This is a genomic window from Pseudomonas sp. SB113 (assembly GCF_040754745.1).
Classification (GTDB): Bacteria; Pseudomonadota; Gammaproteobacteria; order Pseudomonadales; family Pseudomonadaceae; genus Aquipseudomonas; species Aquipseudomonas grimontii.
In genome coordinates, this window is sequence record NZ_JBFMHW010000010.1 from 95781 (window position 1) to 111689 (window position 15909).

The following is a 15909-nucleotide window of genomic DNA, read 5'->3' on the forward strand; positions in this document are numbered from 1 at the left end:
GGACAAAAAGGTTACGTCAACGGTTATGTAGTGATTATTTTTGTTCACTACATAAATCGTCGTGGGGACGGGGGGATGCGGGAGAAGGTGACTTGGGCGTCATTTTTTGTGCTGATTAGTCGCAGGCGTCAGTGGTCGATTCCGCGCTTAAGCATTGTGGGAGGGGCGGTTTTTTATGGCCCCAGCCGCTCGGCCAGTAACGGCAACAACCGCTCGCAAGAGGCTTCGATCTTCACCTGCAACAGCTCATCCCCTCGGGTCTTGCCCAAGTTGATGGCGATCACCGGCTTGCCCTGTTCGACCATCGCCTTGCACAGGCGAAATGCGGAGTAAGCCATCAGCGACGAACCTACCACCAGCAACCCCTCGGCATGCGTTACCGCCGCCATCGCCCTGGCCGCCGTCGCCGGCGCGACGTTCTCGCCAAAAAATACCACGTCCGGCTTGAGTCGCTCACCCTCGCAATGGGGGCAGCGGGGGACCTGGAAGTGCTCTTCAAACGCGGGGTCGAGCAAGGTGTCGCCATCAGGCGCCTGTACCGCATGGACCTGCGCCAGGTATGGGTTATCGACCTCCATCTGTCGCTGGATCACGTCGCGTGTGCTGTGCAGTTGGCAATCCAGGCACAGTACCCGGTGCAGGCTGCCGTGCAATTCGGTCACGTCATGGCTGCCGGCCTGGTCATGCAAGGTGTCGACGTTCTGCGTGACCAGGCCGGTGATGTGCTGGCGCTGTTGCAGGGCCGCCAATGCCCGGTGAGCGTTGTTCGGCTGGGCGATACGTACCCTCGGCCAGCCCAGCATCGCCCGCGCCCAGTAGCGGCGTCGCGCCTGCGCGGTAGCGAGGAACTCCTGGTACATCATCGGCGCTTTGCCCCGGCGCACACCTTCGCTGTCGCGGTAGTCGGGGATCCCCGACGACGTGCTGATGCCTGCACCGGTCAACACCAGGAAGCGCCGTTCGGCCATGGCGCGGTGCAGGGTGTCGAGGTGGTCTTCCTGATGTTCCAGCGTGTCGAGCATGGGGTCTCCTATTCGCCGCGGATGTATTGCTCCAACTGCTTGATCAGGTCAGCCTGTTCGGCAATGGCTTCCTTGACCAGGTCACCGATGGAAAGCAGGCCCAGCAGCTTGCCGTCTTCGACCACGGGCAGGTGGCGCAGGTGGCTGTCGGTCATGATGTTCATGCACTCTTCGACACGTTTATGGGTATCGACGGTGATAACTGGGGAACTCATCACCTCGTGGACCTTTGTGGTGACCGACGACAGCCCCTTGAGCATGATTTTGCGTGCGTAATCGCGCTCGCTGATGATCCCCACGACCGCGCCTTCCTTGACCACGGGCAAGGCCCCGACGTTTTTCTCCGACATCCGGACCAGCGCTTCAAACACGGTGTGATCCCATTGGATGGTGTGAACGTCCTGGTTTTTCTGGTCCTTGGCTTTCAGCAATTGTGCAACGGTCTTCATGGCGGCCACTCCGGTGTTGTTGTTAGGAAGTCAGCGAGTTCCCTACAGAATCCTAGACGGGCTACGTCGCTGCAAGGACCAAAGCGGCGTTAAACCCGTCGAAAAACGTCATTCGCCGGTTTTTTTCACCTTTCATCCCGCATTCGCCGGCTTTTTGGCGCGTTTGGTCGTCCCGGTTGCCTTGCGGGGTGCCGCCTTGCGCTTCTTTTTCCACGGCGCAGCACTTTGGCCCGCCGGGCTGGCGGGCCCCGTGATGGTCATGCGCATGCTGTTGCAACGCGCCACTTGCTTGCTCATCCATGCCGCCTGCTTGGCGACGAATTCTTCCAGGCTCATCTCGCCGCTTTGCACCATGTCCAGCGCCTGCTCCCAGATCGCGGTGGTGCCGGGGTCGGCGATGGCACGGGGCACCGCGTCGATCAGGCTGAAGGCTGCCGGGGTCGCCGACAGTGCCTTGCCGTTCTTGACCAGATAACCCCGGTCGAGCAACCCTTGGATAATGCCCGCGCGGGTGGCTTCAGTGCCGATGCCGGTGGTGTCCTTGAGTTTTTGCTTGAGCAGTGGGTCTTCCACCAGCTTGGCGACGTTTTTCATCGCCTTGATCAGGTCTCCTTCGGTAAAGGGCTTGGGCGGTTGGGTCCACAGGTCCTTGAGGTTGACCTTGGTCACCGCGTAATCCTGGCCTTGCACCAGTGTCGGCAAGGCCTGCGGTGCCGGTGCTTCGCGCCCCTTTGCCGGTGCGAGGGCTTCGGGCAAGGCGCGTTTCCAGCCCGGCTCGATTACCACTTTGCCCACTGCGCGCAATGCCTGGCCCGCACAGTCGAAATCCGCCTGGGTGCGATCGTATTCATGGTTGGGCAGGAACTGCGCCAGGTAGCGCGCGCGAATCAGGGTGTAGACCGCACGGTGCTTGCCGGTGAGTTGGCCAACGTCCTTGCCGGCGCCGGTGGGAATGATGCCGTGGTGCGCGCTGACCTTGGCATCGTTCCAGGCCCGTGATCGGCGATGGGGATCGATATGTGGCATCAACTCATTCACTGCCGCATCCGCACGGCCCAGTGCGGCGAGGATCTTCGGCGCCTCGCTGTGCTGGCTCAATGGAAGGTAGCCGCAGTCACTGCGCGGGTAGGTGATGACCTTGTGGGTTTCGTACAGGGATTGGGCGATATCCAGGGTTTCCTGGGCGCCGAGGCCGAGCTTCTTCGAGCAGATTTCCTGCAGGGTGCCGAGGTCGAAGGGCAGGGGCGCCACTTCGCGCATGCGTTCGGTACGCAGCTTGATCAGCCGTGCGCTGGCGGCGTTGGTCATGGCGTCGGCAGCGTCGCGGGCCAACTGCGGATTAAGGCAGCGGCCCTGGTCGTCACAGGCATCTTCGGCGGCACGCCATTGGGCGGTAAAGGTCATGGATTCGTGGCGCAGGTCCACATCAATGGCCCAGTAGGCCACGGGCACGAAGTCGGCGATGCTGCGGTCGCGGTCCACCACCAGGCGCAGGGTCGGCGTTTGCACCCGGCCCACTGGCAGCACGCCCTGATAGCCGGACTGGCGCCCCAGCAGGGTAAACAGGCGACTCATGTTCATGCCGATCAGCCAGTCGGCGCGGGAGCGGCCCAGGGCCGAGTGATACAGGCTGAACGTTTCGGCGCCTGGCTTGAGCGCCGCCAGGGCCTTGCGGATGGAGGCATCGTCCAGCGCCGACAGCCATAGCCGCTGGATCGGCCCGCGATAGCGGCAATGCTCGACCAGTTCGCGGGCGATCATCTCGCCTTCACGGTCGGCGTCGGTGGCGATCACCAGTTCCTGGGCTTCCCCCAGCAAACGCTTGACGGCCTTGAACTGGCTGGCGGTCTTGGGCTTGACCAGCATCTTCCATTTTTCCGGGACGATCGGCAGGTCGGCCAGTACCCAGCGTTTGTATTTGGCGTCATAGGCGTCGGGCGGGGCGGTTTCCAGCAGGTGACCGATGCACCAGGTGACGGTGACCCCATTGCCCAACCAGCAACCGTCGCCGCGGCGACTGGCACCGAGCACAGCCGCAATATCCTTGGCCTGGGAGGGTTTTTCACAGAGGTACAGCCGCATGGTCAGCCCATTCGTTACACAGTTGAATGGGGAGCAGGATGGGCAAAAGAAGGAAATTGAGCAACCATTATCTGTATGGATGTACAGCTGAAAGTTTCAAGCTGCAAGCTTCAAGAAAGAGCCGATTGGCTTTTACTTGGCGCTTGCAGCTTGCCCCTTGAAGCTTATTCAGTTGTTATCGATGTCCACATGCCGCGTTTCCTTGAGGCAGAACATCCCCACGATCAGGCTCACCCCCGTCACCGCCACCGGGTACCACAAGCCATAGAAGATGTCGCCGGTGTACACCACCAGCGCAAACGACACGGTCGGCAGGAACCCGCCAAACCAGCCGTTACCGATGTGGTAGGGCAGGGACATCGAGGTGTAGCGAATACGTGTCGGAAACAGCTCCACCATCAGCGCCGCAAGCGGGCCATAGCACATGGCGGCGATCAGGATCAGCACCACGATCAGCACTACCACCATGACCTTGTTGACCTGGGCCACATCCGCCGAAGTCGGATAGCCGGCCAGGGTCACCGCACCGCGCAGCGCTGCCTCGTCGAAGCCATCGATACGCACTTCACCCACGCTGACCTGCACCGGGCTGCCCGCCGGGGCGGCGGCGCTGCTGTAGGGCAGGCCTTGCTTGACCAGGAAGGTCTTGACCTTGTCGCACGGGCTGTCAAATTTCGCCTTGCCTACCGGATCGAACTGGAAGGTACAGGTGGCCGGGTCGGCCAGCACGGTGATCGGTGCCTGGCGGCTGGCCTGGTCCATCGCCGGGTTGGTGTAGTGCGCCAGGCCCTTGAAGATTGGGAAGTACAGCGCGGTCGCCAGCAGCAGGCCGAGCATCAGCACCGGCTTGCGCCCGACCTTGTCCGACAGCCAGCCAAAGAAGACAAAGAACGGCGCGCCAATCACCACGCTGATGATCAGCAGCATATTGGCCAGGGCCGGGTCCATTTTCAGGAACTGCGTGAGGAAAAACAGCACATAGAACTGCGACGCATAGAACGTCACCGCTTGCCCGCCGTTGATGCTGAACAGCGCGATCAGCACCACCTTGAGGTTTTCCCATTTACCGAAGGACTCACGGATCGGCGCCTTGCTGGCCTTGCCTTCCTCTTTCATTTTCAGGAATGCCGGCGACTCATGCAGGCTCATGCGGATCCAGGTCGAAATACCCAGCAGCACAATGGAAAACAGGAACGGAATACGCCAGCCCCAGACTTCGAACTGATCGCCGGTAAAGTACCGGCACGCCAGCACCACCAGCAACGACAGCAGCAAACCAAGGGTCGCGGTGGATTGTATCCAGCTGGTGTTGAGGCCGCGTTTGCCGGCCGGCGCATGCTCGGCCACATAAGTGGCTGCGCCGCCGTATTCACCGCCCAAGGCCAGGCCTTGCAGCATGCGCAGCACGATCAGGATGATCGGCGCGGCGATGCCGATGCTGGCGTAGGTCGGCAGCAGCCCGACGCAGAAAGTCGCCACACCCATCAAAATGATGGTTACCAGAAAGGTGTACTTGCGCCCGATCATGTCGCCCAGGCGGCCGAACACCAGCGCACCGAACGGGCGCACCACAAAGCCGGCCGCAAAGGCCATCAAGGCAAAGATAAACGCCGTGGTGTCGTTGACCCCGGCAAAGAACTGCTTGCTGATCACCGCCGCCAGGGCGCCGTAGAGGAAAAAGTCATACCACTCGAACACCGTCCCCAGGGACGAGGCGAAGATGACTTTTCTTGATTCGCTACCGATGCTCGCGTTGGTCGCCGAGCCCAGGGGTTGAGCATGTTCTGACATTGGGAAGTCCTCACAGTGATTATTTATTGTTGTTCCACTGTCGGCGCCAGGTTTGGCGCCGCTATTCAGATTGCATGAACCAGTTCTTTCTCCGGGGCGAGACTCCTTGTGTTCGGCGAAAGGATCAACTGCGCGGCTTTTTCCGCGATCATCAGCGTGGGTGAACAGGTATTGCCGGACGTAATGCGCGGCATGATTGACGCATCGGCGATGCGCAGGCCGGGCACGCCATGCACGCGCAGTTGGGCGTCGACCACCGCGTCTTTATCGCTGCCCATGCGGCAGGTGCCGACCGGATGGAAGATCGTCGTGCCGATACGCGCGGCGGCTTCATGCAGTTGCTCTTCGGTTTGCAGTGCGTCGCCGGGCAGGTATTCCACCGGTTTGAACTGGCTGAGGGCTGGTGCGGCGACGATACGTCGGGTCAGGCGAATCGCGTCGGCGGCCACCCGCAAGTCTTCCGGATGGCTGAGGTAGTTGGGCCGGATCAGCGGCGCATCCGCCGGGCTGGCCGAGCGGATATCGATGCGGCCACGGCTTTGCGGGCGCAGGTCGCAGACCGAGGCGGTAAACGCCGGGAACCCGTGCAGCGGTTCGCCAAAGCGCTCCAGGGACAGCGGCTGCACGTGGTATTCAAGGTTGGCCGAGGTCTGTTCCGGGCCCGAGCGGGCAAATGCGCCGAGTTGGCTGGGCGCCATCGACAGCGGGCCGCTGCGGTCATACAGGTAGCGCAGGCCCATGCCCATCTTGCCCCATACGGTGCCCGCGATCTGGTTCAGGGTGCGGGCGTTTTCCAGCTTGTAGATCAGCCGCAGTTGCAGATGATCCTGCAAGTTGCCGCCGACACCCGGCAGTTCATGCAGTACATCGATGCCCAGTGGCTTGAGCACGCTGGACGGGCCGATCCCCGAGCGTTGCAGGATCCCCGGCGAGCCCACGGAGCCGGCGCACAGCACGATTTCCTTGCGGGCCTTCCAACTCATTTGCTGGCCGTTTTGACGCCCGAGCACGGCCGAAGCGCGGCCGTTTTCCAGCACCACGCGGTCCACCTCGACTTCGGTCAGCACCGTCAGATTGGGCCGCTGGCGGATCGGCTTGAGAAACGCCTTGGCCGCGTTCCAGCGCACCCCGGCCTTCTGGTTGACCTGGAAGTAGCCGCACCCCTCGTTATCGCCCTGGTTGAAGTCGCTGATGTTTGCGATGCCGCTTTGCGCCGCCGCCTCACGAAACGCATCGAGGATCGGCCACGACAGCCGCTGCTGCTCAACCCGCCATTCGCCGCCGTCGCTGTGGAATTCCGAGCCGCCCGCAAAGTGGTTTTCGCTCTGCTTGAACAGTGGCAGCACGTCTTTCCAGGCCCAGCCCGGGTTGCCTGCGGCCGCCCAGCCATCGTAGTCCTGGGCCTGGCCGCGCATGTAGATCATGCCGTTGATCGAGGAGCAGCCACCGAGCACCTTGCCCCGTGGGTAACTCAGCGCACGGCCTTGCAGGCCTTCCTGGGCTTCGGTCTTGAAGCACCAGTCGGTGCGTGGGTTACCGATGCAGAACAGGTAGCCGACAGGGATATGGATCCAGGGGTAGTTGTCGCGGCCGCCGGCTTCGAGCAGAAGCACGCGGTGGGCGGGGTTGGCGGACAGTCGATTGGCGAGCAGGCAGCCTGCGGGGCCGGCGCCTACCACCACATAATCGTATTCAGCAGTTGCAATGGGCATCTGAGGTCTCGCTTGTTTTTCTTATTGGCTCCATCCTAGTTGTTAGTTTTCGTCTTAAAAATGTTAGTTTTTACCCAGCTGCTGTGCGTTTTTAAACAGCGCTGCCTGGGGCGCATGCAATGGAGGCGACATGTTCGACTGGAATGACCTGCGGTATTTTCTGGAGTTGCAGCGCAGCGGCCGCCTGCTCACCGCCGCGCAGCGCCTGAAAACCACGCACGCCACCGTGGCCCGGCATATCGAAGCCATCGAGAAGAGCCTCGGCACCGCGCTGTTCGTGCAGCACGCCCAGGGCTACGAACTGACCCCCGCCGGCGAAGCCCTGCTCAAACACGCCGAAGCCATGGAAAACGTCGCGTTGCTGGCCGAGGACGAACTGACCCACTCCGCTGCGCCCCTGGGCAAGATCCGCCTCGGGGTGGCCGAAGGCTTGGGGGTGATGTTCCTCGCCGGCCGCATGGGCGGGCTGTTCGAACGTTATCCCGGCCTGGAAGTGGAACTGCTCGCCGTGCCGCGCTTCGTCAGCATCCTCAACCGCGAAGCGGAGATCAGCATCCACCTCGAACGCCCCAGCGTCGATCAACTGGTCACGCGCAAGCTCACCGATTACCGCCTGGCGCTCTACGCCAGCCGCGCCTACCTGGCGCGCACCCCACCGATTGAAAGGCGCGAAGACCTCGCTGCCCATTCATGGATCGATTACGTCGACGACCTGCTGTTCAGCCAGGAACTGAAATTTCTCAACAGCTTCTGCCGCAACCCCAAGGTGGTGTTCCATAGCACCAGCGTCATCGCCCAGCACCAGGCCGCACGCTCCGGTTTGGGGATTGCGGTGTTGCCGTGCTTCATGGCGTCGGGCGACCCGCAGCTGGTGCCGTTGCTGCCGGGTGAGGGGATCCAGCGCAGCTACTGGATCAGCTCGCGCCGGGAGTTGCACAAGTCGGTGCGGTTGCGGGTGTTGTGGGATTACGTGGTGGAGTTGTGCGCGCGGGAGCAGCCACTGTTGCTCGGCGAATCCAACGGATGAAACCCTCCACATTGATCGGTGGTGTTGGCTGAGCCGGCTTAATCGCGCAATTCGAATTCAGCACTGCCCAAGCGCTCCCCATTCACCAAGACATGCACCGCATGCCTGCCGGGATAGTGCTTGCGCGTCGTCAACTCGCGAATATGCTGCTCGCGGCGCAGGCTGTGCTGTTCACCCGCGCCCAGCGTAAACGCCTTGAGCTTGAACACCTTGGCCGCGCTGTGCCCGGCGCTTTTGACGTAATCGATGGCGTAGTCCACCACCAGTTTTTGCGCAGTGGCGGCGGTGGATTCCAGGCTGAACGACAGGTTGATCCGCTCGCCCAGGGTGATCACCGCCGGCGTCACGCTCAGGTGGTGGAGCTTCACCTCGGCCTTGGCGCCTGCGCCCATGAGGGTCAGCGCGCGGGTGTTGCCCTGCTTGATCAGGCTGCGCAGCGCATGGCGGGCGATCCAGGCAGTGTGCGGGTTGTCCAGGTCCCAGCCTTCGATCAGGCTGAGTACCCAATCCGGGTGGTCCTTGGTGATGTCGTTGAGGTGGTTGGCCACGGATTTGCGTACGTAGAGGCTGCTGTCGGCCTTGAGGTTGTCGAGGATCGATGCGCACAGCTCAGGGTTGGCCTGCACCGCGGCCAGGCGAAACGACCACGGCAGCCGGGGGCGCGAGCCTTCGCTGGCGAGGCGGCGCACGTGTTCGTTGTCATCCAGCGACCACGTTTGCATGATCGCCAAGGTGCGTTCGAAGTCGTGGAGCAAGAAGTGTCTTATGGCGAACTCAGCCGAACCAAAGGTGGTGAAGTATTTGAGCGCGGCCATGGAGCGCTTGAAGTCGCCCAGGCCATAACTTGCCACGTAGTGCGGCAGGAACAGGCAGACAAATCCGCTGTTCAGGCGCGGGGCCAGGGCGTAAAGCAGTTTGAGGCTCTGTGCATAGTCCAGCGGGATCACCGCGTGCAGGCTTTCGCTGACCCGCGCCATCCGCTGCATCACCGACAACTCGGCCAGCCCGGCCTTGGCATGCCTGAGAAAGCCCTTGGCGTCGAACGCCGGGTACACCGCCGTCATTTCGCTGGCGATGTGGTGCAGGCGTTCGAGGTTGAAGATTTCCTTGAGGGCCGGGGCGCTTTGGTCGGTCATCGGTTATTCCAGGGTTAAAGAAACCAGCGGTATTCCCGCGCGTTGATCTCTTGTTGAAAGGCCAGGTGATCCTGGCGTTTGTTCTCGCAGTACACGTCGATAAATTCAGCACCGAGCTTATCGCGCAACACCGGCTGATGCTGCATGGCGCGCACGGCATCGAGCATTTCCACGGGGAAGTCGGTGCCGCTGCCGCGGTCCTCGTTCAGTGGCGCGATGGGTTCGCGCTTGGCTTCAAGGCCATGCTCAAGGCCGACCAGGATCGCCGCCAGCACCAGATACGGGTTGGCGTCGGCACTGGCCAGGCGATGTTCGATGCGCAGGTTGCGCGGGTCGGAGTCGGGGATGCGCACGCACGCGTCGCGGTCTTCAAACCCCCAACTGGCGCGGGTCGCCGCGTTAACCGTACCGCCCAGGCGGCGGAAGGCGTTGTGGTTGGGCGAGAAGATCGGCATGCAGTGGGGCAGCAACTCCAGGCAACCGGCCACGGCATGGCGCAGCGGTTGCTGCTGGTGCGCCGCGAGCACATTGTTGCCCGCGCCGTCATACAGGCTGACATGCACGTGCATGCCACTGCCGGGGAATTGCAGGTAAGGCTTGGCCATGAAGCTGGCGCGGTAGCCGTGTTTCAGGGCCACGCCACGGGTGCTACGGCAGAACAAGGCCGCCCAGTCGGCGGCGCGCAGGCCGTCGTCGAGGTGACCGAAATTGATCTCGAACTGGCCAGGACCGAGTTCGGCGGTGATCACCGTGATGTCGATGCCTTGGTCCTTGGCGGTCTGCGCCATATCGTCCAGCACCTCGCTGAAGCGCGACAGCCGTTCAATATGCAGGTTGGGCTGGTCGTCGGTGTCATCGCTCAGCGGGTCGCGAGCGAATTGCGGCAGGCCGTTGTCGAGTTTTTTGTCGAACAGGTAGAACTCCAGCTCGAAGGCCACCACCGGGTGAATGCCTTTGTGGTGCAGGCGCTCCAGCACGTTGGCCAAGACTTCGCGAGGTTCGAATTCGATCGGCGCTTCGGTGCCGTCCGAGGTGATCAACATCTGCCCCAACGGCTGCGACTCCCAGCTCACCGGCTTGAGTGTGCCGGGCACCAGGCGGCGGTTGGCATCCGGGTCACCATCGTGGAAGCAGTAGTCGCCGATCTTGAACAGCCCGCCCTGAACCCCCAGCAGCACGGCGTTTTGCGGCAGCTTCAAAGGGCTGCCGGCGGCGACCTTTTCCAGCATCTCGATGGGGTAGCGCTTGCCGTAGAAATGCCCGGGGATGTCCAGGGCGATCAGGTCGACATAACGCACGTCGGGATGGTTCTGGCGAAAGGTCCGTACTTCGGCCAGTAACGTGGAGGCTTGGCTTTTCAAGGGTGTTGCTCCTAGTTGTAAACCCACAGCACGCGGGCGGGCAGGTCGGTCAGGTTGGCGTAGCGGCAGTGGGCGAAACTGGCCAAGTGGAAGCTGTCACCGGGGCCGAGGGTGACCGAATCAGCCTCGCCCTCTACCCACAGCGTCAATTCTCCTTCCAGTACAAATCCGGCCTGCTCGGCGCGGTCGCTCATGGTCTGTTCGCCGCTGTTGGCGCCGGGGGCCAGCAGGCTGTCGAGCATCGAGAAGGCACCCTTCATGCTGGGGGAGACCAGGATGTCGGTGATGCCGTTGGCGTAATACACCGTGCGGCGTTCGTTAGGGCGAGTGACCCAACTCACGGCCTTGGGTTTGGACAAGCTGTAGAAATAGGTGGTGGGCACGTCGAGGGCATGGCTGATGGCGGTGAGATCCGCCACGGTCGGACGCGACAAGCCGCGTTCGACCTGGGACAGGAAGCCCACCGAACGCTCGATCTTCTGTGCGAGTTGGGCGAGGGTAAGCTTCTTGTACTTGCGCAGGTCGTGGATCAGGATCGCCAGGGCGTCGAGTTCTTCTTGCTGGTTCATGAAATTTATATCTAATAATTTCATGAAAAATTACAGGATTAATTTCACGATGGCAATGGGCGCGTGTAAGCCAGTGAATGTCCTGTAGCGAGCGGGCTTGTCCCGCGTTGGGCTGCGCAGCAGCCCTATTAAAGAAGAACGCGGTGTATCAGACACTCTGTAGCGGCTGGTTTTGGGGCTGCTTCGCACCCCAACGCGGGACAAGCCCCCTCGCCACAGAGGTAGTGGGGCCTCCCTCATCACAGGGGGCAAGGTTCAGCAGTCTGAATGATTTTGTGCGCCTGCGGTCCGAAGCTGGGTACGCATCATTCATTGAAGGAGCACCCATGAAGTCCAAAACCCTAGCTGCTTGTGTTCTGGTCGCCGCCAGCCTGTCCACCGCCAGCGTTGTCGTGCAGGCCGGCGATACCCCGCAGGAAACCGTGCAGCCTTCGAACATCAATACCCGTGATTTGAAAGAAGGCGACCGCGCCCCCGACATCCTGATGCGTAAGGAGTCGGCGGTCAGCGACTGGAAGAAACGCGGTCTCAAGCAGCCTGAAGCCGACAGCCAATGGTCACGGGTGGGCGACAAGTTCGTGCTGCTCAAAACCACTAATGGCACCATTCTCGAGATCACGCCCGTCAAGAAATGACGCAACTTTTTTCCTGGTTCTTGCGTTAAGGTAACCGGCCATAAAGACCGCGTTACCTTAGACGAAAGAGAGCAGGATGCTTGCCACAATAAGAAACTACCCCCGCGCCGTGAACCTGTTGTTGTCCGCCACGTTGCTGCTGACGTTGGCCAAGGCGATCACCTTTCCTTACCTGGTGATCTACCTCACCCACCACTTTGCCCTCGACATCACCCAGGTTGGGCTGGTGATCGGCAGCTCGTTGATCGTCGGCTCGCTGCTCAGCGTGTATGGCGGTTTCCTGGTCGACCGCATCAACAGTTATCGGCTGTTGCTGGGGTTGAGCGTGCTGTTTGTGTTGGGGTTTATCGGCACAGTGCTGGCGCAGAATATCTGGGCGTTCTACAGCTGCCTGATCCTGATCAACCTGGCCTACGCGGTCATCGATATTGCGGTAAAGGCCGGTTTCGCCAGCTTGCTGCCGGAAGATGCACGCAGCGAAGTGTTTTCCATCAAGTACACGCTGACCAACATCGGCTATGCCGTGGGGCCGTTCTTTGGGGCGATGGTAGCCAAGCTGGACATCAGCCTGCCGTTCATCTTGTCGGCGCTGTTGGGGGTGGGGTTTTTCCTGCTGTACTGGCGTTGGGGCGATCGCACCCTGGCAACAATCGATGTCACGCAAAAGCCGGTACCGTTCCTGGCTGTCGGCCGCGTGCTGCTGCGTGACCATCGCCTGGTGTGCTTCACCCTCGGTGGTGTGCTCAGCGCCGTGGTGTTTGGCCAGTTCACTGCCTACCTGTCGCAGTACCTGGTGACCACCACCAGCGCTGAATACACCTACACCGTCATCAGTGCCGTGCTCACCACCAATGCCGTGCTGGTGATCGCCTTGCAGTACGTGATTGGTCGACGTATTTCCCACCGTTACCTCAGCCAATGGCTGATCGCAGGCTTAGGCATGTTCATGCTGGGCTTGATCGGTTTTGCACTGTCCACCAACGTGTTGTGGTGGGTGCTGGCGATGGCGGTGTTTACCGTGGGGGAAATCATCGTGTTCCCGGCCGAGTACATGTTTATCGACCGGATCGCCCCGGACCACCTGCGAGGCATGTACTACGGGGCGCAGAACCTGTCCAACCTGGGGGCTGCGTTGGGGCCGGTGTTGTGCGGGCTGGTACTGGCCAGCCTGCCGGCCCACTACATGTTCTTTATGCTGGGGGCGTTCATCGTCGCGGGTGGCGTGTTCTATTTCATTGGTTCGTCGTTGAAGGCAACTCGTCCAGCGTGAGCTTGCCCATGTTGTTGCTCTGCAGCTCGTAGCGCAGTTCTTCGACCATTTTTTCCACGTCTTGCGCGGTCTGCAACCGGTTGGTGCTGATCCCGGTGACGACCAGGTCGACCCGGCCGGTTTCGGCGTCGTAGACCTTGAGGGTCAGTGATGCGTCGCGGCACAGTGTGAATTCGCAGGTCAGTGGCGCCAGGCCTTCTTCGATGCAATTTCGCAGTTGAGAGAGGGTAAACATGTGTGTTCCTTCAGGGTGTCGTTTCGCGCGGCACAGATTCAAGTCCTGTGCCCACCCTGAAAGGTTAAGGATTACCCTGCTGCGCAATAAGGCGAATTCGCACTAGCTTCACTAGTGCATTTGCACTTTATTTTTTGCTCTTGACCCGTAATTCCCCGGCAAACAGCCCGCGTTCACGGGCCCAGACGATTGCCGCGCTGCGGCTGTGCACCCCCAGCTTGGAATACACCGTAGCCACATGGTTACGCACGGTGTTGGGTGCCAGTTCCAGGCGCGAGGCGATCTCCTTGTCGGCCAGGCCTTCGCAGATCAAGCCGAGCACATCGCGCTCACGGGCGGTCAGGTCGGTGAAGGCCACGTTCGGCAGGTTGGGGCTGTTGACGCTCTTGGCGTTGGCCAGTTTCTCGATCAGGGTCTGGCTGAACCAGGACGCGTCCTGCATCACTTCCTCGATGGCCGCCACCAGCTCCAGTTCCGAGCGCTTGCGTTCGGTGATGTTCATCATCACCAGCAGGTAGCAGGGCACATCCTGAATGATCACCGTATCGGCCGAGACCACGCAGTCGATCACCTCATTGCCTTTCTTGCGCACCTTGAGGTCCTGGCCATCGAGGTTGCCGGCTTTCTCCAAGGTAGCGAACAACTGGGCGGCCGCCTGCTGGCTGTCGATGAAGTTGATGTCTTCGATGGACTTACCGATCAGCTCTTCACTGGTGTACCCGGTAATGCTCATGAACGCTTCGTTGATATCCACCACCTGCCGGTTGCTGGCGCTGCACACCAATGTCGGTACCGGCGTCAGTCGAAACGACTTGGCGAAGCGCTCTTCACTCTGGCGCAAGGCGATTTCGGCTTTGCGGCGTGGCTCCAGATCGGTGAAGGAAAACAGCATGCAGTCTTCTTCGTTCATGTCCAGCGGCTGGCCGGCGACGATCACCAGTTTGCTGCCGCCTCCGGGCAGTTTCAGCTCGGCTTGCATCTGTGGGATGGTCGCGCCTTCCCCCAGGCGCTGAACGGCCAGGTCCCTGCGCTCAGCATGTTCCAGCACGTCCAGCTCATACACTGAGCGGCCGATCACCTGGTCACGGTTGTAGCCGGTCATTTCCAGGAAGCCCTGGTTCACCTTGATATAGCGCAGGTCGCTCAGGCGGCAGATCACCGCCGGCGCCGGGTTGGCGTTGAAGGTTTTTTCGAAGCGCTGTTCGGCGCTGGCCCATTCGGTAGCGTCGCTGAGGATCAGCACCAGCAACTCCGGTTCGCCGTGTGAGTCGTTGATCACCAGGCTGCGCAGGCGATGGACCCAAGTCTTTTCTTCGTCTGCGGTGGGGCTGACTTCGACCACCACGTCGCTGAACTCATCGCCCGCCGCAGCGCGGGCCAGGGGGTAGCTCTCCAGCAATACGGGATGGTTGTTGCGATAACGCAGGGCAAAGCGTTCGGCGTACTCCTGGGTGTTGGCGCCCAGTGCCGCAACGTCGTCCACACCGTGCATGTTCAGCGCGGCTTGATTGGCCCAGAGGATGGTCTGGTCGACCTCGGCAAGGATGATCCCGTCGGACAGCCCGGAGATGATCTGCTGCAGCTGGCGGCGGTTGGTTTCTTTGGCTAGGACATCCTGGGTCATGATTTCTCCGGGGCTTGGGCGCATGGGAGTACGACACCGGGGCCTTAGGATAGTGCACAGAATTTCATCAGCACCGCGTGCATATGCACCAGGGGCTGTCGTGCATGACGACGCGTCGGGTGCCTGTGGTCTGACTGACATACCTGTCAACTCTGACAGTAGGCAGTGCGCACCAATCTTCGTAGGCTGAGGCTTCATCACCTTGGAATATTGGAGCAGGAACCTGCCATGATTAAATCCGAACTTCTTGATTACCTGGCCGTGGAAATTTCATCTGCCCAGCAACGGATTTCACCCAAAATGACCAAGTCCGACAAAGTTGATACGGGCAGGCTGGAGTTTTTAACGGCGTTGCGGGCTGTTGTCGCTGGGAGTGCCACGCCAGAAAACTTGGGCACCGTCGGCGCCGTCAATGATGTTTTGCAGAAGCTGGGGCTGCTTGAGCCCAAGAAGACCTTGCTGAACGAGCTTGAAGCGTGAGCGCTTAATTACACATGAGGTGAGGGCGCCTGCCCCACACCGCATGTGGTGTAATCAGCGCGGCTGCACACACTCCAGTGTCCGGTCCACCATCACACTGGCCATGTCCACCAGGTGCATGACCGAAAGCACGATCAACAAAAGATCGGGGCACAAAAACTCACATTAGTGCGCTGGCATAAGGGTTTTGCAGACCGTCATCATTACGTCCCACAAGCCCGCTTGAAGGTTGAGCGGGCTTTTTTATTGGTGTGTCTCGTGTGTACAAAAAAACCATTGCCATTTGGCGGTGTGTAATATACACACCTAAGGGTGAGGCGATGAGACGTCGAGAGGTGATTGACCTGCTGGTTGCGGATGGTTGGTTTGAGGTGGCAGTGAAGGGCAGTCATCATCAGTTCAAGCACCCCGCAAAGCGGGGAAGAGTCACCGTCCCTCATCCCAAGTCAGAGATTGCCAAGTGCACTCTGCACAGTATTTTCAAATCAGCTGGTCTCAAATAATTGCCTGCTGGAT

The 15909-nt window shown here is 60.8% G+C and carries 15 protein-coding genes; 5 read left to right on the plus strand and 10 right to left on the minus strand.

Annotated elements, in window-relative coordinates; genetic code table 11:
* Positions 1-173 precede the first annotated feature (173 nt).
* The 5 genes from AB1462_RS15350 to AB1462_RS15370 all read right to left on the minus strand — a co-directional run bounded on the left by AB1462_RS15350 (position 174) and on the right by AB1462_RS15370 (position 7056).
* Complete coding sequence (locus tag AB1462_RS15350; RefSeq protein ID WP_367247160.1) at positions 174-1022, minus strand: NAD-dependent protein deacetylase; 849 nt, start codon at positions 1020-1022, stop codon at positions 174-176.
* Between the two features lie 8 nt (positions 1023-1030).
* Complete coding sequence (locus AB1462_RS15355; protein ID WP_090402180.1) at positions 1031-1471, minus strand: CBS domain-containing protein; 441 nt, start codon at positions 1469-1471, stop codon at positions 1031-1033.
* Between the two features lie 132 nt (positions 1472-1603).
* Positions 1604-3553: a DNA topoisomerase III gene (locus tag AB1462_RS15360; protein WP_367247162.1), complete on the minus strand. Its 1950-nt coding sequence runs from the start codon at positions 3551-3553 to the stop codon at positions 1604-1606.
* Positions 3554-3721: 168 nt separating this feature from the next.
* On the minus strand, positions 3722-5344 hold the full coding sequence (locus AB1462_RS15365) for an MFS transporter (RefSeq protein ID WP_090402184.1): 1623 nt from the start codon (positions 5342-5344) through the stop codon (positions 3722-3724).
* A 65-nt stretch (positions 5345-5409) separates the two neighbouring features.
* Complete coding sequence (locus tag AB1462_RS15370) at positions 5410-7056, minus strand: GMC family oxidoreductase (protein ID WP_090402186.1); 1647 nt, start codon at positions 7054-7056, stop codon at positions 5410-5412.
* A gap of 130 nt (positions 7057-7186) precedes the next feature.
* Between AB1462_RS15370 and AB1462_RS15375 the strand changes: the two genes are divergently transcribed.
* On the plus strand, positions 7187-8083 hold the full coding sequence (locus tag AB1462_RS15375; RefSeq protein ID WP_315336542.1) for a LysR family transcriptional regulator: 897 nt from the start codon (positions 7187-7189) through the stop codon (positions 8081-8083).
* Between the two features lie 38 nt (positions 8084-8121).
* Here the strand turns inward: AB1462_RS15375 and AB1462_RS15380 are convergent, their stop codons facing one another.
* Genes AB1462_RS15380 through AB1462_RS15390 form a run of 3 tightly spaced genes read right to left on the minus strand, consistent with a single transcriptional unit; the run spans position 8122 to position 11149 of the window.
* On the minus strand, positions 8122-9219 hold the full coding sequence (locus tag AB1462_RS15380; RefSeq protein WP_259194308.1) for a DNA alkylation repair protein: 1098 nt from the start codon (positions 9217-9219) through the stop codon (positions 8122-8124).
* A 14-nt stretch (positions 9220-9233) separates the two neighbouring features.
* Positions 9234-10580: a glutamine synthetase family protein gene (locus AB1462_RS15385; RefSeq protein WP_259194307.1), complete on the minus strand. Its 1347-nt coding sequence runs from the start codon at positions 10578-10580 to the stop codon at positions 9234-9236.
* A gap of 11 nt (positions 10581-10591) precedes the next feature.
* Positions 10592-11149: a helix-turn-helix domain-containing protein gene (locus AB1462_RS15390; protein ID WP_259194306.1), complete on the minus strand. Its 558-nt coding sequence runs from the start codon at positions 11147-11149 to the stop codon at positions 10592-10594.
* A gap of 326 nt (positions 11150-11475) precedes the next feature.
* Here AB1462_RS15390 and AB1462_RS15395 point away from each other — a divergent pair, with 326 nt between their 5' ends.
* Both AB1462_RS15395 and AB1462_RS15400 read left to right on the plus strand, forming a co-directional pair.
* Positions 11476-11784, plus strand: coding sequence for an RcnB family protein (locus AB1462_RS15395; RefSeq protein WP_090402194.1), 309 nt, complete (start codon positions 11476-11478; stop codon positions 11782-11784).
* 76 nt (positions 11785-11860) lie between these two features.
* Positions 11861-13054: an MFS transporter gene (locus AB1462_RS15400; RefSeq protein WP_315336548.1), complete on the plus strand. Its 1194-nt coding sequence runs from the start codon at positions 11861-11863 to the stop codon at positions 13052-13054.
* Here the strand turns inward: AB1462_RS15400 and AB1462_RS15405 are convergent.
* Positions 13017-13289 carry a DUF1652 domain-containing protein gene (locus tag AB1462_RS15405; RefSeq protein ID WP_090402197.1) on the minus strand — a complete coding sequence of 91 codons (273 nt, stop codon included), beginning with the start codon at positions 13287-13289 and terminating at the stop codon, positions 13017-13019. The genes AB1462_RS15400 and AB1462_RS15405 overlap by 38 nt on opposite strands.
* A 127-nt stretch (positions 13290-13416) precedes the next feature.
* On the minus strand, positions 13417-14913 hold the full coding sequence (locus AB1462_RS15410; RefSeq protein ID WP_259194304.1) for a helix-turn-helix transcriptional regulator: 1497 nt from the start codon (positions 14911-14913) through the stop codon (positions 13417-13419).
* Between the two features lie 228 nt (positions 14914-15141).
* Here AB1462_RS15410 and AB1462_RS15415 point away from each other — a divergent pair, with 228 nt between their 5' ends.
* Both AB1462_RS15415 and AB1462_RS15420 read left to right on the plus strand, forming a co-directional pair.
* Positions 15142-15393, plus strand: coding sequence for a hypothetical protein (locus tag AB1462_RS15415; RefSeq protein WP_259194303.1), 252 nt, complete (start codon positions 15142-15144; stop codon positions 15391-15393).
* A gap of 320 nt (positions 15394-15713) precedes the next feature.
* Positions 15714-15896, plus strand: coding sequence for a type II toxin-antitoxin system HicA family toxin (locus AB1462_RS15420; protein ID WP_259194302.1), 183 nt, complete (start codon positions 15714-15716; stop codon positions 15894-15896).
* The last annotated feature ends 13 nt before the right edge of the window (positions 15897-15909 follow it).